Origin of the sequence: Clostridium weizhouense, assembly GCF_019431045.1 — a bacterium.
Lineage (GTDB): Bacteria > Bacillota > Clostridia > Clostridiales > Clostridiaceae > Clostridium > Clostridium weizhouense.
Window position 1 is genome coordinate 83,465 of sequence record NZ_JAHXPT010000008.1, and the last position, 24,156, is coordinate 107,620.

Below are 24,156 nucleotides of genomic sequence, written 5' to 3' on the forward strand. Positions count from 1 at the left end.
TCTATCTTTTTTATGTATATGTTATTGAGAATTATTTTATTCGCTATGTTTTAAAACATATCTATTTTATTAAATTTTTATCCCATATGAACAGTTGATCAGAGTTATTTAAACATCCAAAAAGATTTTTCTTTAAATTAGGAATTTTATTATTAAGATCTTTAATTAAAATTTTAATATCTTCTCTTTTGGTTTTTCCGTCAGCAGGACATGGATTTTTTATAACAGGATAATTATACTTTTTAGTAATATTTTTAATAGATTCTTCTGTTATATAAACCATAGGTCTAATAAGAGTCAAATTATTTTTATCCATAATAGTTTTAGGAGAAAAACAATTTATTCTTCCTTCATAAAACATTGAAAGCATAAGGGTTTCTAAAGCATCATCTTTATGATGTCCAAGAGCAACTTTATTACATCCTAATTTTTCAGCATTATCATTTAAAGCACCTCTTCTAAGATTTGCACAAAGAGAACAAGGATTTTTTTCTTTTCTTATATCAAATACAATCTTTTTTATTTCAGTTTGTATTTCATAAAATGGGACATTTAATTCTTCACATAAAGTGTGTAAAGGAGAATTATCAACTTCACCTGGATTCAATGTTATTGCTATAAGTTCAAATTTTTGAGGTGAGAAATTCTTATATGAGTTTAAAAGATGGAGTAGAGTTAAGCTGTCTTTACCACCTGAAAGACCAACAGCAATTTTATCTCCATCTTGAATTAAATCAAAATCGTTTATAGCTTGACGCATTTTACTAAGAAGTTTTTGCATTTAGTATATCTATCCTCCGAATATCATTAATTTATTAATATCATAACATTAATATTGACATAAAAATCTGTAAGATGTCAACATGAGTGAATGTATAACTGAAGAATTCTATTTAATTATATATTTTTTACATAAACTATTTTAAGGGATTTATGGGATTAATTAAAAAGTCTATATAATTTTAGTCGATAATAAATTTATACAAAATAAGTATTATTAGTTTAGAATAATATGGAAATATAAATGTGAAAATAATCATAAAATGAAAGAAAATGAAATATAATGTAAAATAATGTTGACAAATTTACTAAAATTATGTCATTATAATAATGATTTACATAAGTAGGAGGGGTAAAAATGAAGAACATAATTAAAAAGATAATACCAATATGCATAATAGGGGTAGTATGTTTAATTGGTTTTCCAGCTTTAAAAGGGGACAAAGATATACCATTAGCTGAAATGGAAGGAATAAAAATAGAAGTTGGTAAAACAACAGTTAAAGAAGTATTAGATAAAGGTTTTACAATAAAAGATTCTGAAATATATGAACCTGTAAAAAGCATTCCAGGAAATAAATACACTTTAAGTATAGCTTCTTTTGAAAAAGACGGAAAGGAATATGGAAGTTTTTCAGTTGCTAACACAAGTGCAGTGGAAAAGAATATAGAAGACTGTTTAATCACATCTATTACATATTATTATACACATGATAGCTATTATCAAGATGCAAGTGTTAAAGGGATAGTACCTAAAGATTTAACCTTAGAACAATTAAAGGAAAAGCTAGGAACTCCAGATGATGAATATGATGATGAAATAGTTTATAGATCAGAAAGTAAAAAGTATACTTCAAGATTTGGTTTTGATAAAGATGGTAAATTAACAAAATCAAAAGTCGAAGTAGATGAACACTCATTATAGAAAACAAAAATAAGCTAGTTTAGATAGAAAGTAGTCTAAATTAGCTTATTTTTTATAATATTATTTATTAACTAGCATATTAAATTATTTATATATGTATTCTATTATCTATTTCATTAGTTATAATTTCGTTATCATCTTGTTTTTTATCTATAAATAAATTATAAGAGAGCCCAGCTAATACTAAAAATCCTCCAATTACTTTACCTATAGATAAGATATTTAAAGTAAAATAATCAATAATTATAGCTAAGAATAGTTGTCCTATAAAAATAAGCAATGTTAAGTAGAAAGCAGATATCTTTGGGGTAATATAATTTGATAGTATAATTATTACTATACCTAATAATCCACCTAAGTAAGCCCACCAAGGAATCGATTTAAAATTTATTGTTAAAATATTAATTCTTTCATTACTTAAAATTAGAAAAATAAATGAGAATAATAATCCAACAATAAAATTGATAACTGTACCTTGGAATGTTCCAATTTTATCTGCTAAGTTTGAATTTATAATTCGAGCAATTACGATAGATACTCCAGCTAAAAATGCTGATATTAAAGATATAAAAAACATGCATCTTCCTCCTTAAAAAATAGTCATTATAAATATCCCTAAAACAATAAATGTTAAGCCAATAGATTTTTTCTTATTAAATTTGGATTTCTTCATCTCTAATAATCCAAAATGGTCTATTATAATTGATGCTATAGATTGTCCAAGTAATGCTAATGAGATTGGAATTGATGCACCAAGTATTTCATAACTGAAATTATTAAAAATAACAGTAAAAACTCCTATAGCTCCAGCACTATACAAATATAAAGAAAGTCCTTTTTTAAATTTCATTTTTGATTTAGTTATTAAAAGAACAAATAAAATGCCTAAAAGGCCGACAATATGAATTATTACTGTTGAAGTGTAATTACCAGATATTTTAGATAATGTTCCATTAAACATTACCATTATAGTTATTAAAGCACCTATAAAGGCAGAAAGTAAATTATTCATATAAACTAATTACTCCTTTGCAAAATATATAAGTTCCAATAAAATTTGTTTATTAATATAAATCTTAAAAGGTTAATAAATGATGTGATTCAGCGCTTTAGTAAGGAACTTATATAGAAAAATTTATGATATATGTTTCTAACTAGATATTGTTAAATAAAAATATAATTTACTGCAAGAAATTGTAAATATATTAACTTAATTAGAAGATATATATTAAATTTAATTTAACACAAAATACTTATAAATAGTTATGACATATGTCATAACTATTTATAATCTGTTAATATATTATTAAGTTATTATTGCTATTAAACAAAGTTTGCTTAATATTAAGTATAGAAAGTTGATTGGAAGAATGATTAAAATAAATAAGATTAAAGTAATGGATGAATATATTAAAAAATTTAACATTGATAAACTTTTTGTTAGTGATATGAAACCGTTTATGGAACTGTTTCTGTTTAAAAGAAATGAATATATATGTAAAGAGGGTGAAAAAAATAAATATATATTTTTTATTTTAAAAGGTAAGGCAAAAGTATATATAACTTTAAGCAATGGAAAATCTCTTCTTAACTGTTTTTATAGTGACTTTGCTATTGTTGGAGATATAGAATTAATAGATTTAAAAAATCCAGCTACAAATGTGCAAGCTATAGAAGATACTTATTGCATAGGTATTAGTTTAGATAATGCGAGAGAAAAATTAATTAATGATATTAAATTTTTAAGATATCTATGTAATTCATTAGGTGAAAAGTTAAATGATTTTTCTAAAAATAGTTCTATAAATTTACTTTATCCACTTGAAAATAGATTAGCAAGTTATATATATGTTACAGGGGAAAGGTCTAAAAATGGTCAGTTAATAAAATTTAATGAAAATTTAACTCAAATAGCAGAGCTTTTAGGAACCAGCTATAGACATTTGCTTAGAACATTAAAATCATTTTTAATGAGAGAAATTTTAATTAAAAGAGGAGAGTACTTTGAAGTAATAGATTTACCTAAATTGAAGGAACTTGCTTCAGATTTATATAAATAAGCAGTTAGTTTTTAATTTATGAGTTGAAGTCTAATATTTAGCTTCTTATCTAAAACATAGTAAAATAGAGAAATATCTCAATAAATATAATTTTTTGAGATATTAAACTCTATAATTTACTATTAAAAAAATAATTTATTTTAAAAAGAAGTATTTAAAAGGTTTTAGATAAAAGAATGTTATCTTGATAATTAAATTTAGATTTAAACTAAGAATCATTTGATTTAATGCCATAAATTTTTTCAAATTCTTCTATTGGCATTGGTTTAGCAAAGTAATAACCTTGAACAAGATTACAGCCGATATTTGTTAAAAAATCTATTTGCTCTTGAGTTTCGATACCTTCAGATAAAACTAAGATATCAAGATCTTTTGCCATATTAACAATATTAGATACTATGATTTTTTCTTTTTTATTAATGTTATTACTAGGAAAAAAGCTTTTATCTAGTTTTAAAACGTCAATAGGAATATCTTTTAGGAGATTTAGTGATGAATATCCAGAGCCAAAATCATCAATAGAGAAACTAAAACCAAGTAATTTTAATTTAATTATTTGGTTTATAACATTGTCCATATTATTAAAACAAATATTTTCAGTTAATTCTAATTCAATTAAATTAGTAGGAATCTTATATTTTTCTATTAACTTATTTAATCTATAAATAAATGAGTTATCATTTATATGAGCACGTGAAACGTTGACAGATATAGGAAAAATATTTTTATCTTCATCTATCCAACGCCTAATAGTTTTGAAAATTTCTTCATAAACATAAAAATCTAATTCGATTATAAAACCATTTTTTTCGAATAAAGGTATGAATTCTCCAGGAGCAATCAAAGTCTTATTAGGACGTAACCAACGAACAAGTGCTTCAGCTCCAACTGTTTTTTTTGTTAAAAGTTCAACTTTAGGTTGTAGATAAACTAAAAATTCTTTGTTTTCCAGTGCTGTTACCATAAGACTTTCTATTTTTTTTTCTTTTGTTGACTGAATATGAAGTTTTTTATCATAAAATGCATATTGACTTTTGTGAGAGTCTTTAATAGTTTTTCTTGCCATATTTGCTTTATCTATTATTGAATATAAATTATTATTATAAGAGCTAATTAAGCAAATACCACTAATAACTGAAAGTTTAAGATTATTAAAGTCTTGTTTTTGAATTTTTATAAATTTTTCGTTGAAGGAAGCTAGTCTATTTTTAAAATTTTTAATACCATTATATTTTATTAGTGTAATAAAGTTATCAGAAGAAGGTCTGCATAGTAATTCATCTTTTTCAAGTGAATCAGATAAAAGATTAGAAAATTTTATTAATAATTCATTTCCAATAGCATATCCTAAATTATCATTTATATATTTAAATTTATTGAAATCTGAATATATAAGTGCATATTTATTTTTCTGTAAGTTGTTATTTAACAAATTATTTGCAACTACTTCAAATTTAGATAAATTCATTAATCCAGTTAAAGGATCAATTGATGTTATTACTTCAAAAACATTTTGCATATCTGAAACAGAAAGAAGTTTATCTTTTGATGTAAATGAAATGTCAAGTTTAGAATCTATTAAATTATCTTTCAAAGTATTATCTAAAGAAGAATTGATAGTTGAAATATTAGAGTTTACTAAATTATCTTTTTTAAACTGATCGTTGTATATAATACCTTCAGTATATATTTCAAAACAATCTTTTCCATGCTGTTTAGCTTTATAGAGTGCATAATCAGCTTTTTTTAAAAGTTCATCATAGTTATTACCATGATTAGGGTAAAGTGAGATTCCAATACTACATGAAATCTTATGAGTTTTATTTTCTCCAGTATATGTGTTTTTGAATATATTGCAAATAGAAGTAGCTTTTTCATATATATAATCAAGACAAGAGACATTCTTTAAAAATATAATAAATTCATCTCCACCTATACGACCAATAATATCATAATTATTAAAGGGCTTTTTTATATTAAGTGCTATTTTAGATAGAACGGAATCACCAAATATATGACCAAGATTATCATTTACAGATTTAAAATTATCAATATCAATAATCATAAAAGCATGAGTAGTTTTTATATCTTGAGTTGTTAGATAATCATCAATTAAAGATTTACTTACTGTTTTATTATAAAGTTTAGTAAGTGGATCTAACTGTGTTTCTAATTTTAAGTTGAAATATTCTTTTTTTTCTTTATCTATATTTAAAACTTTACCTATGGATTTTACAGGTTTATTATTAAAATCAAATATAGTAGTTGCTTGTATTTTAATCCAGATATAAGTGCCAGCTTTAGATTTAATTCTTAAATCAGCACTAACAAAGTTTTTACCAGACAAAATTTCTTCTATTAAAGATAAAAAAATTTTAATATCATCTTTATATATATAATCAGATTTAAGAATAGTTTCTTTAAATTTACGTATTACAGGTTTATTTCCTGTAATATTTATATATTTAGAAGAGTATATCATTGTATCATTTGGAATAAGATATTCAAATAATATATTATCACATTGTTCTGCAATAATTTTATAGTGAGTTTTAGCTATCTTTAGTTCCTGTTGAACTTTTTTAGTTTCAGTAATATCAACAAATACAAATAAAAATTGTTTTTCGGTTTCATTTAATTTAATACAATGACCTTTAATTAGTAACCAAAAAATAGAATTATCCTTTTTATATGCTCTAAGTTCAATTTTAATTTCTTCACTAGTAGATTGAATTTGGGATAATTTATTAAGTAATAAAGGTAAATCATCTTTAAATACTATACTAGTAAATTTATTTTTAATTTTAGATGCAAATTCTTCATGAGAAAATCCAAAGAGCTTGAAAAAGCCATCATTTGCATAAGAAATAGTTAAAAGTTTATTATATGAAATTGTAGCAATTCCTGCATCAATATTATTTGTTATACGTTGAAGTTTTAAAAATTTTTTTCTAAAGAAATCTACTGGATTTTCTTTGATTTTATCCATAATGTACCACTCCTTTATTATAGATATATAAGTTCCAATAAAGCTTGTTCATTAATATAAACTTAGAATATTTATAAATGCTATGACTTACTAGTATAGTGAGGAACTTATATATAAAATTCATGATATATATGCTTCTAAACTATTTAAATACTATTAAGTTAAGATATAATTTTCTATAAAAATTTTATGAGAAATTATAAATGTAATAGTTTAGTTAGAATACATATACAAAGTAAATTTAGTTTTCTTTAAAGTTTTTTAGTTAATAATCTTTAGTGTATAAGAAAAAAATAATCCTTTAAATTATTATATTAAGTAGATAATATTATGGTGCAATTTATAAGTAATATATGTTTCAAACTATAATTAGTATTTTAGTTTAAAACTCATAGATAAGATTAAAAAAGAAAATTTGATTCATATATAATTTCTTAGTAAGTACGAGTAGCAAAATATAAATTTTTATCTTTAATTAAGAGTTATAAAAAGCAAAATCTAATACTAGTTCGTGCTTATAGGATAATATCAATATTCGTTTAAAAGATAGCTAAGGTAAATAAAAAAATCCTATTAAAAATTATTTTAAGAGGATTTTTGATATCGTATAAATATTTATAAAGTATAGATTATTCCCACATCTTCTTTTCAAATGTATTAATTGGCATAGGTTTATCAAATAAGTAACCTTGAGCCATAGTACATCCTATTTCAGTTAGAAAATCAGCTTGTTCTTCTGTTTCAATTCCTTCTGATAAAACTGTTATATCAAGTTCTTTTGCCATTTTAACAATATTTGATATAATGACCTTTTCTTTTTTATTAATATAATGATTAGGGAAAAAATCTTTATCTAATTTTAAAACGTCTATAGGTAAATCTTTTAATAAATTTAAAGAAGAATATCCAGAACCAAAATCATCAATAGAGCAAGTAAATCCTAATAATTTTAATTCTTCTATAGTTTTTAATAGATAATCTACATTTTCAAAAAAAATACTTTCAGTTAGTTCAAGTTCAATTAAAGAAGTAGGTATATTATATTTTTGAGTTAATTTTTTTAATCTAGAAATAAAATCAGTATCATTTAAATGCAATCTAGATACATTTAAAGAAATAGGAATAAGATCTTTCCCCTCATCTATCCATGAACGCATTTTTTTTAATACTTCTTCATATACATAAAAATCTAAATCTATAATAAAACCATTTTTTTCAAATAAAGGAATGAATTCTACTGGAGAAATTAATTTTTTTAATGGACTTAACCATCTTACAAGAGCTTCAGCACCCACTATTTTTTTTGATGAAAGTTCAATTTTAGGTTGTAAATACACTAAAAATTCTTTATTTTCAAGTGATGAAAGCATAAGATTCTCTATTTCTTTTTCTTTAGTGATTTGCATATGAAGTTTATCATCATAAAATGCATAATAACTTTTATGATAGCCTTTAATAGTTTTTCTTGCAATATTAGCTTTATCAATAATAGAAATCAAAGAGTTATCAATAGATTTAATTAAATATATTCCTGCTATTAATGAAATTTTTATGTTATTAAAATATAGTTTCTTAATTTCTATAAATTTTTTATTAAAATTATTTAATCTATTTTTTAATGTTTCCATATTTATATATTCTAAAAGTATAATAAATTTATCAGCTGAACAACGGCAAATCAACTCATCTTTATAAAGGTAAGCAGATGATAGTTTTGCAAAGTCAATTAATATTTTGTTTCCAGCAGCATACCCTAAAGTTTCATTAATATATTTAAATTTATCAATATCACAGTAAATAAGAGCAAATTGCTTTTCATTCTGTTTATTTAATAAATTTTTTGCAATAATTTCAAATTTACTTAATGTTAATAAACCTGTTAAGCTATCTTTTGATGTTATTCTATCAATAAAATTTGTTATATTAGAAAAACAAATTAAATTTGATGGTGTTATATTTTTATTTGAATTAATCATAAAAGGTTTATAATTTTTATTTTTTAAATAAGTAGAAGTATGAATATGACATAGCTTTAATTTGGTATCGTATATTTTGAATAATAATGTGAAACGTATGGGGTCTTTTATAAAAGAGTGATCTTTTGAAATTATTTTATACGTAACTTCACCAAAGACAAGATAAGTTTTATCAGAAAAATTAACAGGATAATATTGTTCATTTTGAATTTCAAAATTATAACTATTATTTTGTATTTTAAGATTACAAAGAGATAGAATATCATTAATACCTATGCAAACTTCATCTTGCAAACTACTAATCAAAGTAATATTTTCATCAATATTTTTAATAATATTTTTAAAATCTTTTTTTATAAAATAATTATGCACCATTTCTTTAGCAAATGAAGTAACTTGCTTTGTAATTTTATTCATAATATAACCTCTCTTTCATATAGATGTAAATTACATATAGAGTATATAAAGGTATTATATTGTTAAGTATAATTTTCACAAAATAAATAAAACTTTGACTGTAAATTACTTCCTTATATAACCTATGTTGTTATAAAATGTATTTATATGTAATTTATAGTATATCATAAAATTAACTTTACATAAATATGGAAAAATATTATTTAATGTAAAAATTGAAAATTTAATAAATGATATAAATTAATAATATAAGATAAATGAGACAAAGTTCGACCTTTATGTGATATAATATATCCAAATAAGACTATTCTTAACTTTATAGAGTTTTTGCTTTAGATGAAAATTGAACAAGTTTATTCAAAGTGATAATCAGTATTTAGCAATAATTATATAGATTAGTTCTTGAATAAATGTATATTAAAACAAACAGATAATAAAAAGTGACATAAGGGGAGTAAGTGTAAAGTGAAAAAGGCATATCTAAAGAATTTAATAATAACTACTGTTGTATTTGCAACAATAGTAGCAACACCACCAGTAGTAGCAAATGCTGTATGGAACAAAGATTCACAAAATAATTGGACATGGACAGAAAATGAAGTGACATCTGTAGGTTGGAAAAAAATAAATGATAAATGGTATTATTTTAATAAAGAAGGAACAATGAGAACAGGCTGGCTTAAAGACACAAATAATAAGTGGTATTATTTATCAGAAAACGGTGAAATGAAAACTGGTTGGTTGAAAGATGATGATGAAAGATGGTATTATTTATCAGATGATGGAACTATGAAAATAGGTTGGTTTAAAGCTGCTAATGACAACTGGTATTATTTATCATCAAATGGTGTTATGAAGACAGGCTGGTTAAAAGATAATGATGGGAATTGGTATCATCTATCAGAAGATGGTTCCATGGATATGGGTTGGTTAAATAAAAATGGAGTTTATTATTATTTGGGTTTTAATGGGTGCATGGTAACAGGAAACATTAGTATAGATGGAATAATTTATGATTTTTCAGATAATGGTGCTTTGATAGAAGAAAAAGATAATAGTGAAGAAAAAGATAATAATGAAGAAAAAGATGATAATGAAGAAAAAGATGATAATGAAGAAAAAGATGATAATAATGAACTAGAAAAGTGTACAGGTTATGTTATTACTGAAAGTAGCCCTTTAAATGTTAGAGAAGATGCCTTAATATCAGCTAAAATAGTAGGAAAGCTATTAAAAGGAACAAAAATAACTGTTATAGGAAAAGAAGTCAATGGATTTTATAAAGTGTCTGGAAATGGGTTAGAAGGATGGGCAAGTAGTAAGTGGATTAGTTTTACTAAACCAAATGAAATTATTCCACCAATAGAGAAACCGGATGAGAATTCTAATATAAGTGAATTTAAAATGAGATCTACTGCACCAGAACTTAATGATAGAGATTATTATTCAGATGATAATATTTTTTATAAGGCAAGGCTTTCACCACCATTTTTTAATAATGGTAATATTATTGTAGGTAACTGTACATGGTACGCATGGGGACGTATATGGGAAATTACAGGAAAACCACCTATTGATGCTGGTTTTATAGGAAATGGTTATGAATGGTGGGAAGCAAATAAGAATAGTGGAAAGTATAAATATGGTACTACACCTAGAGTAGGTGCACTAGCAGTATGGCAATCATCACTACCTAAATCAGGTGGATTTGGACATGTTGCAGTAGTTGAAAAAATAGAAAATAGTAGAGTTTATATATCAGAATCAGCATGGCATGGTGTATTGTTTAAATACAGAGAAATATATAATGTAGATTATTTATATGGTTATATATATATAGATGAGCCTAATTATTAATATTTTAGATTTATAAGTAACTAATATATCTTTTATAATTTTAACAAACAAAATTTTATATATGTCACATTTTTAAAATTTTATATTCTTTTATTTATCTTAAGCAAAAACAATATAAAATATTAAGGGGGAGTATTAATAATATAGAAACTTGGAGGGATAATTAAATTAAGTATAATAAAGATTTAACTAGAAATAAAAAACAAATGAAATTAAGTATAATTTCATATACTAAAGAAAGGAATGGGGAGATATGGAGTTAAAACTTAACATATTTGAAACAATGGCATTAGTAACACTTATATTTTACTTAGGTGTTTATTTAAGAAAAAAAATAAATGTATTATCTAAGTATTGTATACCATCAGCAGTTATAGGAGGATTAGTTTTTTCTATATTTATTCTTACTTTAAAAATTACCAATGTAGCAACAATTACATTAGATACTACATTACAAAATCTGTTTATGACAGCATTTTTTACTAGCGTTGGTTATACTGCTAGTCTTAAGATATTAAAACAAGGTGGAATTAAAGTTATTGTATATTTAGCAATGGCAATTTTACTTGTAGTATTTCAAGATGTTTTAGGCGTTTCTTTAGCAAAGCTATTTAATCTTAATCCATTATTAGGACTTTGCACAGGGTCAATACCTATGGTTGGAGGACATGGAACATCTGGATCTTTTGGACCTCTTTTAGAAGGAATGGGAGTTAAAGGGGCAACAACAGTAGCGTTTGCGTCAGCTACATTTGGACTAGTAATGGGAAGCTTTATAGGAGGATTTGTGGCTAAAACTTTAATTGAAAGACATGAATTAAAAACTCCTAAACAAGTTCATGATAAAAAAATACCTTTAAGTGATTTCCATGAGGATGATGAAGCTATTTTATGTCATAAAAGACTTATGAATGCTACTTCTTGGCTTTTTATAGCAATGGGAGTAGGGGCTATAATATCTGGATTTATCCAAGATTTAGGGCTTACATTTCCCTCTTATATAGGTGCTATGATTGCGGCAGCGATTATTAGAAATGTATGTGATATAAGAAAAGTTGAACTTCAAGAAAAAGAAATAGAAACAATTGGAGGAATTAGTCTTTCATTCTTTTTAGCTATGGCTTTAATGGGCTTAAAACTATGGGAACTTTTTGATTTAGCACTTCCTATGATTGTTATGCTTATTGCACAAGCAATCCTTATGGGGTTATTCGCTTATTTCTTGACTTTCCGTATTATGGGGAAAAACTATGATTCAGCTGTATTTGCCTCTGCTATTTGTGGATTTGGAATGGGAGCTACACCTAATGCAGTTGCAAATATGGATGCATTAGCAAGTAAATATGGTTTTGCACCAACTCCATATTTTGTAGTACCAATTGTAGGATGTCTTTTTATAGACTTTATAAATTCAGCAATTATAATTTTATTTATAAATTTAGTACATTAAAGTATTGTGATTTTTACTTAAATTAATATATTTTTAAAAATAGAATTAACATTAAATAGTTTTTTAGTATAAAGTAGATAGGTGCATTTTAATATAGAATACTTAATATAAACACTTATGATAAATTCTTATCATAAGTGTTTTTGATTTTTAAATATAGTTTAAATTGTTATTTTCTATTAGATAAGTAATTTTTGTGTACTGCATTAAAGAAAAAATCTGTTATTTCTTGATCGAGTTTATTTTGCATGCATACATTTTTAGTATATGGATGTATTTCTGATCTAGTTGTAGATTGAAATGAAGTTTTTCTTTTTCTATTTTCAAAAGATATTATTTTTTTATCTTTCATTAAAATATTTTCTCCTTTTTTTATAATAGATTCTCTTATTCCATTTTTATATTTTATATACATAAATTCCATAATGTAACCACCTTAATATTATTGCCACAAGACAATAAAAAATATAACTTCTTATTGAGATATTTAAATATATGATTAAACTTTTGCAAACATTACAATAATTTTTAAATTATGTAAAGAAAAATTAAATTCAGTCTAAATAGTTTAATTATGATAAAATTATCAAATATTTTGTTAAATATCTAAAATTAACCTAAAATTTAATATTTTTATCAAAAAACAATATACTATATTTATAATTAAAGAATAAAAAAGAGGAATATCTACAATAATTATATATTTCGACAATATATGCACGTATAAATAAGATTATTTCATATATATGTACTATAAAAAGTTCTTAGTTTTATATGAAATTAAAACTAAGAAATTATTAACTTAAAGCTATGTATAAGTTATCGGAGAGTTTTTATATGGATACTAGCTTTGGGTAAAGTATTAAATGGAGGTAATCATAGTATGAGTATTTTAGTAAGAAGTGAAATTAAAGAATTAAAGACCGTATTACTGCATAGACCTGGTGAAGAAATAGAAAATTTGACTCCAGAATATCTAGATAGATTATTATTTGATGATATTCCGTGGCTTGAAAAGGCACAAGCAGAACATGATGCTTTTGCTAATGTATTGCGCGATAATGGTGTTGAAGTATTATATCTTCATGAATTAATGGCTGAAGTAATAGATAATAAGGAAATTCGGGATAAGTTTATAAATCAATTTATAAAAGAAGCAGAAGTTTTAAATCCACACATGATAGAAAAAGTAACAACATTTCTTAATAGTATAAAAGATACAAAAGAATTAGTTAGAAAAACTATGTCAGGTATTAGAAAAGATGAATTACCTAAGGTTAGTTTTAAAGAAGTAGAACTAGCTGATTTAGTAGACGATGAGTATCCTTTTATAACAGATCCAATGCCTAATCTATATTTTACAAGAGATCCTTTTGCCTCTATTGGAGATAAGATTAGCCTTCATAAAATGTATTCAGTAACAAGAGGAAGAGAAACTATTTATGCTGAATATATCTTTAATTATCATCCAAGATTTAAAGATACAAAGAAAGTTTATGATAGATATTTCCCTTATTCACTTGAAGGGGGAGATGTTTTAAATATTTCAGATGAAGTATTAGCTGTCGGTATTTCTCAAAGAACTTCCCCTCAAGGACTACAAAGGCTTGCCAAAGAAATTTTCTTTAACACAAAAGGAAACAAAATAAAGACTATTTTAGGATTTGATATTCCTAAATCAAGAGCTTATATGCACTTAGATACAGTATTTACTCAAGTTGATTATAATAAATTTACAATTCATCCTCAAATTCAAGGACCTTTAAAAGTTTTTGAAATTACAAAAGGAGAAGATGAAAAATTAGTAATTAATGAAGTAAATATGGAATTGGAAAAAGTACTTGCAAAACATCTTCATAGAGACGATATAGTTTTAATTCAATGTGGAGGTGGAGATTATATAACTTCTCAAAGAGAACAATGGAATGATGGTTCTAATACACTTTGTATTAGACCAGGAGAAGTTGTTGTTTATTCAAGAAATTATGTTACAAACAAAATACTTGAAGAAAATGGAGTTAAAATTTATGTTGTACCATCAAGTGAACTAAGTAGAGGAAGAGGTGGCCCTCGTTGTATGTCAATGCCTCTAATAAGAGAGGAATAAATTTAAAATACTATTTTGCAGATAATCATTTTAATTAATTAGGGTGAAAAAATAATATACCAAAGAAATGTTGTGTGTTATAAAAAAGTAACTTCAGCTAAAAGTGATAATTATATTTATAGAAGATCAAAAATGCGAATAAGTATATTTAAATTAATGGAGGGAAAAATAAATGGCTATAAATTTAAGAGGAAGAAGTTTTTTGAAATTGTTAGATTATACACCAGAGGAAATTAGATATTTATTAGATTTAGCTAAAGATTTAAAGAAGGCTAAAAGAATAGGACAAGCAAATGAGGTATTAAAAGGTAAAAATGTAGTTTTATTATTTGAAAAGGATTCTACAAGAACTAGATGTGCGTTTGAAGTTGGTGCTATGGATTTAGGGATGGGAACAACTTATTTAGGACCATCAGGATCTCAAATGGGTAAAAAGGAAAGTATTAAAGACACTGCAAGAGTGCTTGGAAGAATGTATGATGGTATAGAATATAGAGGATTTAGTCAAGAAATAGTTGAGGATTTGGCAAAATATTCAAAAGTTCCTGTATGGAATGGATTGACTAATGAATTTCATCCTACACAAGTTTTAGCAGATCTTTTAACAATAGAAGAGAAGTTTGGAAATTTAAAAGGATTAAATTTTGTTTATTTAGGTGATGCAAGAAACAATATGGGAAATTCATTGATGGTTGGATGTGCTAAAATGGGAATTAATTTTACAGCATGTGCTCCTAAAGATTTGTTTCCAGCAAAAGAGTTAGTAGATAAGTGTAGAGAAATTGCTAGAGAAAATGAATGTACAATAACTTTAACTGAGGATGCTGAAAAAGGTATTAAAAATGCAGATGTAGTTTATACAGATGTCTGGGTATCTATGGGTGAACCTGATGAGGTATGGGAAAGTAGATTAAAATTATTAAAATCATATCAAGTTAATAAAGAACTTATGAATAATGCTAATCATGATGCAATATTTATGCATTGCTTACCATCTTTTCATGATTTAAATACTAAGATTGGTAAACAAATTGGAGAAAAATTTGGAATAACAGAAATGGAAGTTACAGATGAAGTTTTTGAAAGTAAGCAATCAGTAGTATTTGATGAAGCGGAAAATCGTATGCACACAATAAAAGCAGTAATGCTTGCAACACTTGGCGTTTAAGGAGGAATAAGCTATGGAAAAAAGACTAGTCATAGCACTTGGTGGAAATGCACTTGGAAATTCTCCTAAAGAACAGTTAACTTTAGTTAAGGATACAGCAAAAACAATAGTTGATTTAATTTTAGAAGGATACAAGGTTATAGTGACTCATGGTAATGGTCCTCAAGTTGGAATGATTAATTTAGCTATGGAAAAACTTGATATGCCGTTTCCTGAATGTGGAGCTATGAGTCAAGGATATATAGGATATCATCTTCAACAAGCAATAAAACAAGAATTAAAAAATAGAAATTTAAATAAAAATGTTGTTAGCTTAATAACCCAAGTTGTTGTAGATGAAAATGATAATGCGTTTAAAAATCCAACAAAGCCTATTGGAAGCTTTTATAAGAAAGAAGAAGCAGATAAATTGGTAAAAGAAAGTGGATTTATTTTTAAAGAAGATGCTGGTAGAGGATATAGAAGAGTAGTACCTTCACCAAATCCTAAAAAAATAGTTGAAATTGATGTAATTAAAGAACTTTTAGAAAATGACAATGTAGTAATTGTAGTAGGTGGTGGTGGAATACCAGTTGTAGAAATAGAGAATGGCTATAAAGGAATAGCAGCAGTTATAGATAAAGATAAATCAGCAGCTAAGCTTGCAAATGACTTAAAGGCTGAGATGCTTGTAATTTTAACTGCAGTTGATAGAGTTTGTATTAATTTTAATAAAGCAAATCAAAAAGAAATTTCTAGAATGAATTGTTTAGAAGCTAAAAAATATATAGAAGAAGGACAATTTGCACCTGGATCAATGCTACCAAAAGTTGAAGCTTGTTTAGAATTTGTTAATTTAAACAAAAACTCTTTAGCTTTAATAACATCACTTAATAAAGCTAAAGATGCTTTAAAAGGTTTAACAGGAACTATAATAACTAATTAGTATTAATTTTAAGTTATATGCAAGATTAAATAGTAAATCTAAATTATATTAGTTCAATAAATAAGTATTTAAAAAATCTTATATGTACGTCAAAAATTAAGCTAAATTTATTTTAGATAAACTTAATAAAAGCAACTTAAAATTAATAGATAAAGGTGTTAAAAGATGGGAGAAATTAAATTTAAGGGAGGATAAAAATATGGAAAACAATAAAGCTTCAAAAAAGAAATTTAATTTCCCATCAGCATATACTATATTAATAGGATTAACTATAATTATTGCTATAATAACAAATTTTGCTCCTGGTATGATTCCAGCAAAAATTAATGATGTTATAATGGCACCAGTAACTGGTATGATTGGAGTTAAGGATGCAACTATAACAAATACAATGAATGAGGCAATGACAAGTGGTGGAATAACAGAAGCACTTAAAACACTTACCCAAACAGAAGGGCAGTATATAAGTGTATGGAATCAAGGTAAAGTATTTGGTGCAATTGATGTAGCATTCTTTGTATTAATAATTGGAGGATTTTTAGGAGTAGTAACTAAAAGTGGAGCTTTAAATGCAGGTATTGCTTCAATAGTTAAGAAATTAAAAGGTAGAGAACTTTTATTAATACCAATATTAATGATAATATTTTCAATTGGTGGAAGCACATATGGTATGGCAGAAGAAAGTTTAGCATTTTATGCGCTTTTAACAACAACAATGATTTGTGCAGGATTTGATCCTTTAGTAGCAGTTAGTACAGTTCTACTTGGTGCTGGTTGTGGAGTACTTGGATCTACAATAAACCCATTTGCAACAGGTATAGCATCAGCATCAGCAGGAGTACCTGTTAATCAAGGAATAGTTCTAGCATTAGGTGGACTTTTATGGGTTGGCAGTTTAGCAGTTTCTATATATTTTACAATGAAATATGCTAAAAGAATAAAAGAAGATCCAACTAAATCATTAGTTTCAGAATTTGAACTAGATAATGCATTACAAGCTTATTCGAATGATAATGAAGAAATAGTTGAATTAACAAAGAGAAGAAAATTTGCTTTAATTGCATTTGGAATAACATTTGTAGTTATGATATTAGGAATAATTCCTTGGGAGGATTTTGGAGTAACATGGTTTAGTGAACACACTGGAATCTTAATGGGTGCACCTTTTGGTACTTGGTGGTTCTATGAATTTGCAGCTTGGTTTTTATTAATGGCAGTTGTAATTGGTATAATTGCTAAAATGAGTGAAAGAGAAATTGTAAGTTCATTTGTAGCAGGAGCTTCTGATATGGTTGGAGTAGCACTTGTAATAGGAATTTCAAGAGGTATATCATGTATAATGACTAATAGTGGATTAGATCTTTATATATTAAATGGTGCATGTAATTTACTAAATGGAGTATCTGGTATTATATTTGTTAATCTTGCTTATGTAATCTATATTGGACTATCATTCTTGATACCATCTACAAGTGGACTTGCTACAGTATCAATGCCTATATTTGCACCACTTGCTTCAAATTTAGGATTAGCTCCTGAACTTATGATATCAGCATTTTCAGCAGGATCTGGAGTGGTAAATTTGGTAACTCCGACTTCCGCTGTTGTTATGGGTGGATTAAGCATAGCAAAATTAGAATATTCAACTTGGCTAAAATATGTTTGGAAGATATTACTTGGAATTTTTATAGTATGTTCAGTAATTTTATCTATTGCAATATTAATATTATAAAATATTAAAGTAGTATTAATGCAAATATAAAAATAGAATATATTTAATTGATAATATTTCCTCATAACAAGGAATATTAATATTATTTTAAAATATAATCTAAAAATAAAGTGATGCTCATAGAAAAGATCGAAGAACTAAATAGTAGATTTGGCTTTTCGAACTTTTTGAGCATCACTTTATTTAATGTAGGGGAATATATAATTTAATATATAAATTTTTTATTAATTATAAGAGGAGAACTAATATGGGGTTAATGAAAATTTTAAGTATTGCATATTTATCTTTTACATTTATTCTTATGCTAAATAAAAAGAAAACAGGTAAGACATCTATTGTTTTTGGAGTTATGACACTTATATTTGTACTGTTGTATGGAAATTTGCCAATTATTCCTCAAAAATATGTTTCAGTTGGAATTTTCATAGTATTCTCACTTATGATAACTTTATTTAGTCTTATGATGGGAGGAATGATTTTTTTAATAAGGAAATCAAATAAAATATCAATTATTATTTCTATGGTTTCGTCTATTTTATTGATGCTACTTATATTTAATAGGGCGGGATTTCTGAGTTATTTATTTATTCCTATACTTCTTTATAAAGGGCAAGATGGATTTAATAAGCTTATGAATAATGATTAACTTAGTATATTAAATATTAAAGTATCAATAATATTTAATTTATTTTTAATATTATTGATGCTTTTTAAATTTTAGTTGATCTCATTATTAAAACAGTTTTTATCTAAATATTGGATTTTATAATTAATATCTGGTAATATAAGTTGTAAGTTATTCATAATGAAAACCACTTTTTTATTTCTATATAATAAAGGTAATTATAACATAATTTAACATAGATAGGTTAAAGAGTGCTGGAATTGATGAGTTAACGTTATTATAGATAGACAACTAGGTCTACTTATGTTTTAAAATATAGTTTAAATAATAATTAATATATAAATATAGAAGAAGGAGAGAAACAAAATGAAAGCTTATGAACGTTTATTAAAATATGTGAAAGTATATACTACATCAGAGGAAAATTCAAAAACAAATCCAACAACAGAAAGACAATTTGATTTAGCACATTTACTTGTGGAAGAAATGAAGGAACTTGGGATTAGGGATGTTAGATGTGATAAAAATTGTTATGTATATGGACATATTCCAGCAACAGAAGGATATGAAGATAAAAAAAGCATAGGTCTTATAGCTCATATGGATACTGCTCCATCAGCACTAGGAAAAAATGTAAATCCTCAAATAATTGAAAATTATGATGGTGAGGATGTTTTATTAAAAACAACTAATACTATTTTATCACCAAAGAAATTCCCACATTTAAAAGACTTAAAAGGAAGAACACTTATTACAACTGATGGAACTACATTACTTGGTGCAGATGATAAGGCTGGTATTGCTGAAATACTTACAGCATGTGAGACTATTATAAATAATAATATTCCTCATGGTAAAATATGTATAGCATTTACTCCTGATGAAGAGGTAGGTCAAGGAGCAGATTTATTTGATGTTAAAAATTTTGGGGCAGATTTTGCTTATACGATTGATGGTGGAGTAGAAGGGGAAATTTCATATGAAAACTTTAATGCAGCAGGTGTTAAAGTAGAAATTAGTGGAGTATCAGTTCATCCAGGATCAGCAAAGAACACTATGATAAATGCTTTAAATGTAGCAATTGAATTTAATTCAATGTTACCAGCTTGTGAAAAACCAGAATATACTGAAGGTTATGAAGGATTTTATTATTTAGAAAAACTTAGTGGAAATACAGATCATGCAAGTATGGAATATATATTACGTGATCATGATGCAGAAAAATTTGAAGTTAAAAAATCTCTAATAAAACTTGCAGAAAAACTTATAAATGAAAAATATGGTGAAGGTACAATAAAGGCTACAATAAAAGAGCAATATAGAAATATGGTTGAACTTGTGAAACCTTGTATTCACTTGATAGATAATGCAACAGAAGCTATGAAAAGTTTAGGAGTTACACCAGTTGTTGAACCAATTAGAGGGGGTACAGATGGTGCAAGATTAAGTTATATGGGATTACCTTGTCCTAACCTTGGAACTGGAGGATACGCATTCCATGGAGAATATGAACATATTACAGTTGAAGGAATGGATATATGTACAAATATAATTATTGAAATCTTAAAAAGATATGCAAATTAAGACACAATAAAAAATAAGTAAATTCTATTTTGTAATATTAAAATTTAGTTAAGAAAGATTAAATAAATGGAGACTATCTCAAATACATAAAGATGTTTTTGGAGATAGTCTTTTATGATATAATATGCAAAACAAAACATTTATTGGGGGCAATATAAGATGAGTAAAGTGGTACAAGTAAAAAAATTAAAAATTGGGGAAGGAATGCCTAAAATATGTGTATCTATAACAGGTAATACAGATGAAAAAATATTAGAAGAAGCTAGAGAATTAAAGAATGTCAAATTAGATATAGTAGAATGGCGTGTAGATTTTTATAAGTATGTTGATAATATAGAAAAAGTAAAAGATATACTAATAAAATTAAGTGAGGTGCTTATAGATATTCCTCTTATTTTTACATTTAGAAGTAAAAATGAGGGGGGAGAAAGAGAAATTTTATCAGAATATTATACTAAATTAAATTGTGAAATAGCAAAAACAAAATTAGTAGATTTAATTGATGTTGAGCTATTTGTAGGAGATGACTATATAAATAAAATAATAGAATTTTCTCATCAATATGGAGTTAAAGTTATTCTGTCAAATCATGATTTTTCTAAAACTCCATCTAAAAAAGAAATAATTTTTAGGTTAACTAAAATGATTAAGTTAGATGCTGATTTAGCTAAAATAGCAGTTATGCCACAAAATACAGGTGATGTTTTAACCTTACTTTGTGCTACAAATGAGATGAAAGAGAAGTATCCTGATAATCCAATAATAACTATGTCTATGAATGGAATTGGAGTTATAAGCAGATTAGCTGGAGAAATTTTTGGTTCTTGTTTAACTTTTGGAGCAACTGAAAAAGCATCTGCGCCAGGTCAAATAAAAGTTGAAGATTTATATTCTATCCTTAAGGTACTACATAATAACAAATAGGTTATTTTATAATTTAAATTAATGTAGAAAAATGTAATTAAATAATAATTTTAATTAATAAGATAGCATTAAAATAATGGCTGATATTTCTGAAATAATGGAATATTAGCCATTTTATATATAATAATAAAATTTGAATTCAGTTTTTTATCATTATATATAACATTTATTTACAAAAATATTATCATATAATTTAGCTTTTTAAGAAACTCATAAAAATAATTGGAAAATATTGAAAGAAAATATTAAGAGTGTTAGCATTAAATTATAAATTATATTTAGGGGGTATAAAAAATGAGTAAAAAAGCTAAAGTGATGGTTGCTTTTGCTACTATCGCGATTTTAGGGGTTCAATGTATAGGTAATTCTATTCAAGTTAGAGCTGATTCTATTCAAAGTAATGATTCAAACATAGAAAATATGGTTGACAATAAGGAAACAATGTCAATAAATTCAGATACCCAATCTAGTGATATTATTAAAGATAGTACAGTAAATAATAAAAATGGACAAGTTGATCAAAACATAGGTGATACTATAGAAAAATTACAAAAAGAAACATCAAAAGATTTAAATGTTGAGCATAATAATAATATTTATATTGATGAAGTTAATAATGTTAATGAGGATAGAACGGATAAAGAAATTACTTCTGATGATAAAGAAATGTCAGAGAAGGAGTTAGTAAAAACATTAGATGTTAAACCTAATAATATTTCTATTGATGATAAGGCTAAACTTAATGAAAATAATTTGAATTCAGAAACTAAATCTAATAGTACTACGGGAGCACCATCGCAAGGAGTTTTAACAAAGGATAAATGGAGTGGAGAATGTGATTATACTATAACTATGAATTTATGGTATGGAAATAATGCTGATTCTTGGAGACTTTATGAAAATGGAAAATTAATTTGTGAGGAAAAATTAGTAAATAATTCTCCAAACCCTCAAGTAGCTAAAAAGGATTTTACTAATAAACCTAATGGAGAATATGTTTATACAGCAGAATTAGTAAATTCATTTGGAACTACAGTGCTTTCTAGTTCTGTAACACATAATGTGACTAAAAATGAGACACCTATAGATATAGAATTACCAGATAAAGCAGAGGGCACTCCAGCTGTAGGATATAAGATATTATCAGAAGATGAAAAAAATATACAATGGGCGGTAGCGATATCAAATCCAAATAAAGATTATGTTTGGGCAGGAAATGATTTTTCAGCATGGGGAGTGAGTTTTAATACTTCAGCTAAAATTATCTCAGTAGATAATGCTGCAAATTTTAAACAAGATGGAAATAAAGTTACAATAAATTTAAAACAAGATGAAAGATTATTATCACCTAATACAACAAAAGTATTTATTGTTAAGGCTGAAAAACAAGAAACTGGTACAGAATTAACTAATTTAGTAGCTAATCAAATTAGAGGAAATGTACCTTATCCTAAGTATTCAGAATTACCTTCATCTTGGACAAAAGGGAAAAAAGATTTAAAGTCTTCTGATTTAATTAATAATGAAAAAGATTATTATAATAATAAGGTAAATACTAATACAGGAAATAAATTAATAGCATATAATCTAAGTAGTGATACTCAAATAACACTTGGATTACCGAATAAAATGCCAGGAGCTATAAATGGTGTTAATGGATTGAAAGTATGGATGCCTTCTAAATATCTTGCTATGGGAATAGCTACAGATCAAGAAATATTTAAATTAAATCCTAACTTTATGGTAGGATTATCAATAAAAGAAAACTTTACTTGTGGATTGATACCATTAGAAGCGGGAGATACTAGGAATATTGTAACCGTTGATGGTAAAGAGTGGAGTTGGCCAATAGAAAAGAAGCATCCAGATGGACCATTTCAACAAGAAAAAGGAAATTTTAATGAAGTAAAAAAACAATATAGAGATTATTTATCACCTAAGGCAGAACATCAAGATTATGTAACATTAAAAAATGGTGAGATGGATGATCCAAGCTATGTATCAGCAGCTATAAGTTCTGGGATTTCAATAACAATGACTAGAGAATTCTTATATGCAATTCCTAAAAATGACTTTGAGGGATTTTTAGAACAATGTAAAGACCCTTGGGCTGAATTTGTTTTGGTAGATAATGCTTATAATAGAGGAGTCTTTGGACTATTACAAAAAAATATCTTTACAACAAATAGGGAAAATGCTATAAATTCAACTAACTTAAGTAAAGATTATGAGTTAGGTGGATATGCAAGTCATATAGATACTATTAAATCTATATTAACTGAGATGGATAAAGAAAAAGATAATATTTACGATGAAAAGATTACTAAAAGTGAAATAGATAATTACTTAAATCAATTAAGAAAATTTTATCAAAATGGAGCTCCAACAGATAAACAATGGAATGATATGATTGATGATGTCCATAGAGCATTTGACGTATTATCACAGCATTGGGGAGATAATACAATATCATATAGATATGATTTCTTAACAATATTAAGAGTGGCAAGAGAACATTTGCCTAATATAGCTAATCCAGCACCATCAGGTCAATCTTGGATTGAACAAGTAAGCAGTGCTAATAGATAAAATATTTATTTTCCTCTTAATTATTAATATATAGTGGGGAGAAACTTA

18 protein-coding genes are annotated in these 24,156 nt (G+C 25.7%); 12 read left to right on the top strand and 6 right to left on the bottom strand.

Features of this window, described 5'->3' with window-relative positions:
• Positions 1 to 61: 61 nt before the first annotated feature.
• Entirely contained in the window at positions 62 to 781 is a 720-nt protein-coding gene (locus tag KYD98_RS10835; protein WP_219780054.1) for a tRNA 2-thiocytidine biosynthesis TtcA family protein, read from the bottom strand.
• Between the two features lie 357 nt (positions 782 to 1,138).
• On the opposite strand from KYD98_RS10835, the gene KYD98_RS10840 reads away from it, so the two are divergent.
• Positions 1,139 to 1,705, top strand: a complete 567-nt coding sequence (locus tag KYD98_RS10840; RefSeq protein ID WP_219780056.1) for a hypothetical protein — start codon at positions 1,139 to 1,141, stop codon at positions 1,703 to 1,705.
• Positions 1,706 to 1,793: 88 nt separating this feature from the next.
• Here the strand turns inward: KYD98_RS10840 and KYD98_RS10845 are convergent, their stop codons facing one another.
• The gene (locus KYD98_RS10845; RefSeq protein WP_219780057.1) at positions 1,794 to 2,282 is read right to left on the bottom strand and encodes a DMT family transporter; all 489 of its coding nucleotides are present in this window, start codon (positions 2,280 to 2,282) and stop codon (positions 1,794 to 1,796) included.
• 12 nt (positions 2,283 to 2,294) lie between these two features.
• Positions 2,295 to 2,717 carry a DMT family transporter gene (locus KYD98_RS10850; RefSeq protein ID WP_219780058.1) on the bottom strand — a complete coding sequence of 141 codons (423 nt, stop codon included), beginning with the start codon at positions 2,715 to 2,717 and terminating at the stop codon, positions 2,295 to 2,297.
• 358 nt (positions 2,718 to 3,075) lie between these two features.
• On the opposite strand from KYD98_RS10850, the gene yeiL reads away from it, so the two are divergent.
• Complete coding sequence (gene yeiL, locus KYD98_RS10855; protein WP_219780059.1) at positions 3,076 to 3,765, top strand: transcriptional regulator YeiL; 690 nt, start codon at positions 3,076 to 3,078, stop codon at positions 3,763 to 3,765.
• Positions 3,766 to 3,973: 208 nt separating this feature from the next.
• Here the strand turns inward: yeiL and KYD98_RS10860 are convergent, their stop codons facing one another.
• Positions 3,974 to 6,754 carry an EAL domain-containing protein gene (locus tag KYD98_RS10860; protein ID WP_219780060.1) on the bottom strand — a complete coding sequence of 927 codons (2,781 nt, stop codon included), beginning with the start codon at positions 6,752 to 6,754 and terminating at the stop codon, positions 3,974 to 3,976.
• 629 nt (positions 6,755 to 7,383) lie between these two features.
• Positions 7,384 to 9,147: a putative bifunctional diguanylate cyclase/phosphodiesterase gene (locus KYD98_RS10865; RefSeq protein ID WP_219780061.1), complete on the bottom strand. Its 1,764-nt coding sequence runs from the start codon at positions 9,145 to 9,147 to the stop codon at positions 7,384 to 7,386.
• Positions 9,148 to 9,612: 465 nt separating this feature from the next.
• On the opposite strand from KYD98_RS10865, the gene KYD98_RS10870 reads away from it, so the two are divergent.
• Both KYD98_RS10870 and gltS read left to right on the top strand, forming a co-directional pair.
• A complete protein-coding gene (locus tag KYD98_RS10870; RefSeq protein WP_219780062.1) occupies positions 9,613 to 11,004 on the top strand; it encodes a CHAP domain-containing protein in 1,392 nt (463 codons plus the stop codon).
• A gap of 253 nt (positions 11,005 to 11,257) precedes the next feature.
• A complete protein-coding gene (gene gltS, locus KYD98_RS10875; protein ID WP_219780063.1) occupies positions 11,258 to 12,454 on the top strand; it encodes a sodium/glutamate symporter in 1,197 nt (398 codons plus the stop codon).
• A gap of 169 nt (positions 12,455 to 12,623) precedes the next feature.
• Here the strand turns inward: gltS and KYD98_RS10880 are convergent, their stop codons facing one another.
• A complete protein-coding gene (locus KYD98_RS10880) occupies positions 12,624 to 12,878 on the bottom strand; it encodes a hypothetical protein (RefSeq protein ID WP_219780064.1) in 255 nt (84 codons plus the stop codon).
• A 459-nt stretch (positions 12,879 to 13,337) separates the two neighbouring features.
• Here KYD98_RS10880 and arcA point away from each other — a divergent pair, with 459 nt between their 5' ends.
• The 8 genes from arcA (at position 13,338) to KYD98_RS10920 (ending at position 24,108) form a co-directional block, all read left to right on the top strand.
• Entirely contained in the window at positions 13,338 to 14,561 is a 1,224-nt protein-coding gene (arcA, locus tag KYD98_RS10885; RefSeq protein WP_219780065.1) for an arginine deiminase, read from the top strand.
• A gap of 172 nt (positions 14,562 to 14,733) precedes the next feature.
• Positions 14,734 to 15,729, top strand: a complete 996-nt coding sequence (argF, locus tag KYD98_RS10890; protein WP_219780066.1) for an ornithine carbamoyltransferase — start codon at positions 14,734 to 14,736, stop codon at positions 15,727 to 15,729.
• A 13-nt stretch (positions 15,730 to 15,742) separates the two neighbouring features.
• Complete coding sequence (gene arcC / locus KYD98_RS10895; RefSeq protein WP_219780067.1) at positions 15,743 to 16,654, top strand: carbamate kinase; 912 nt, start codon at positions 15,743 to 15,745, stop codon at positions 16,652 to 16,654.
• Positions 16,655 to 16,853: 199 nt separating this feature from the next.
• Positions 16,854 to 18,386, top strand: a complete 1,533-nt coding sequence (locus tag KYD98_RS10900; protein WP_219780068.1) for a YfcC family protein — start codon at positions 16,854 to 16,856, stop codon at positions 18,384 to 18,386.
• 247 nt (positions 18,387 to 18,633) lie between these two features.
• Complete coding sequence (locus KYD98_RS10905; RefSeq protein WP_219780069.1) at positions 18,634 to 19,032, top strand: hypothetical protein; 399 nt, start codon at positions 18,634 to 18,636, stop codon at positions 19,030 to 19,032.
• A gap of 345 nt (positions 19,033 to 19,377) precedes the next feature.
• A complete protein-coding gene (gene pepT, locus KYD98_RS10910; protein WP_219780070.1) occupies positions 19,378 to 20,595 on the top strand; it encodes a peptidase T in 1,218 nt (405 codons plus the stop codon).
• Between the two features lie 159 nt (positions 20,596 to 20,754).
• Positions 20,755 to 21,519, top strand: coding sequence for a type I 3-dehydroquinate dehydratase (gene aroD / locus KYD98_RS10915; RefSeq protein WP_219780071.1), 765 nt, complete (start codon positions 20,755 to 20,757; stop codon positions 21,517 to 21,519).
• Positions 21,520 to 21,813: 294 nt separating this feature from the next.
• Entirely contained in the window at positions 21,814 to 24,108 is a 2,295-nt protein-coding gene (locus tag KYD98_RS10920) for a hypothetical protein (protein ID WP_258049767.1), read from the top strand.
• Positions 24,109 to 24,156: the final 48 nt, after the last annotated feature.

Coding starts and splice junctions, on each gene's coding strand:
- KYD98_RS10860 (WP_219780060.1), bottom strand. CDS start 6,754: ATGGATAAAATCAAAGAAAATCCAGTAGATTTCTTTAGAAAAAAATTT.
- argF (WP_219780066.1), top strand. CDS start 14,734: ATGGCTATAAATTTAAGAGGAAGAAGTTTTTTGAAATTGTTAGATTAT.
- KYD98_RS10835 (WP_219780054.1), bottom strand. CDS start 781: ATGCAAAAACTTCTTAGTAAAATGCGTCAAGCTATAAACGATTTTGAT.
- KYD98_RS10845 (WP_219780057.1), bottom strand. CDS start 2,282: ATGTTTTTTATATCTTTAATATCAGCATTTTTAGCTGGAGTATCTATC.
- gltS (WP_219780063.1), top strand. CDS start 11,258: ATGGAGTTAAAACTTAACATATTTGAAACAATGGCATTAGTAACACTT.
- KYD98_RS10880 (WP_219780064.1), bottom strand. CDS start 12,878: ATGGAATTTATGTATATAAAATATAAAAATGGAATAAGAGAATCTATT.
- KYD98_RS10920 (WP_258049767.1), top strand. CDS start 21,814: ATGAGTAAAAAAGCTAAAGTGATGGTTGCTTTTGCTACTATCGCGATT.
- arcA (WP_219780065.1), top strand. CDS start 13,338: ATGAGTATTTTAGTAAGAAGTGAAATTAAAGAATTAAAGACCGTATTA.
- arcC (WP_219780067.1), top strand. CDS start 15,743: ATGGAAAAAAGACTAGTCATAGCACTTGGTGGAAATGCACTTGGAAAT.
- KYD98_RS10865 (WP_219780061.1), bottom strand. CDS start 9,147: ATGAATAAAATTACAAAGCAAGTTACTTCATTTGCTAAAGAAATGGTG.
- KYD98_RS10840 (WP_219780056.1), top strand. CDS start 1,139: ATGAAGAACATAATTAAAAAGATAATACCAATATGCATAATAGGGGTA.
- KYD98_RS10905 (WP_219780069.1), top strand. CDS start 18,634: ATGGGGTTAATGAAAATTTTAAGTATTGCATATTTATCTTTTACATTT.
- aroD (WP_219780071.1), top strand. CDS start 20,755: ATGAGTAAAGTGGTACAAGTAAAAAAATTAAAAATTGGGGAAGGAATG.
- KYD98_RS10850 (WP_219780058.1), bottom strand. CDS start 2,717: ATGAATAATTTACTTTCTGCCTTTATAGGTGCTTTAATAACTATAATG.
- KYD98_RS10900 (WP_219780068.1), top strand. CDS start 16,854: ATGGAAAACAATAAAGCTTCAAAAAAGAAATTTAATTTCCCATCAGCA.
- yeiL (WP_219780059.1), top strand. CDS start 3,076: ATGATTAAAATAAATAAGATTAAAGTAATGGATGAATATATTAAAAAA.
- pepT (WP_219780070.1), top strand. CDS start 19,378: ATGAAAGCTTATGAACGTTTATTAAAATATGTGAAAGTATATACTACA.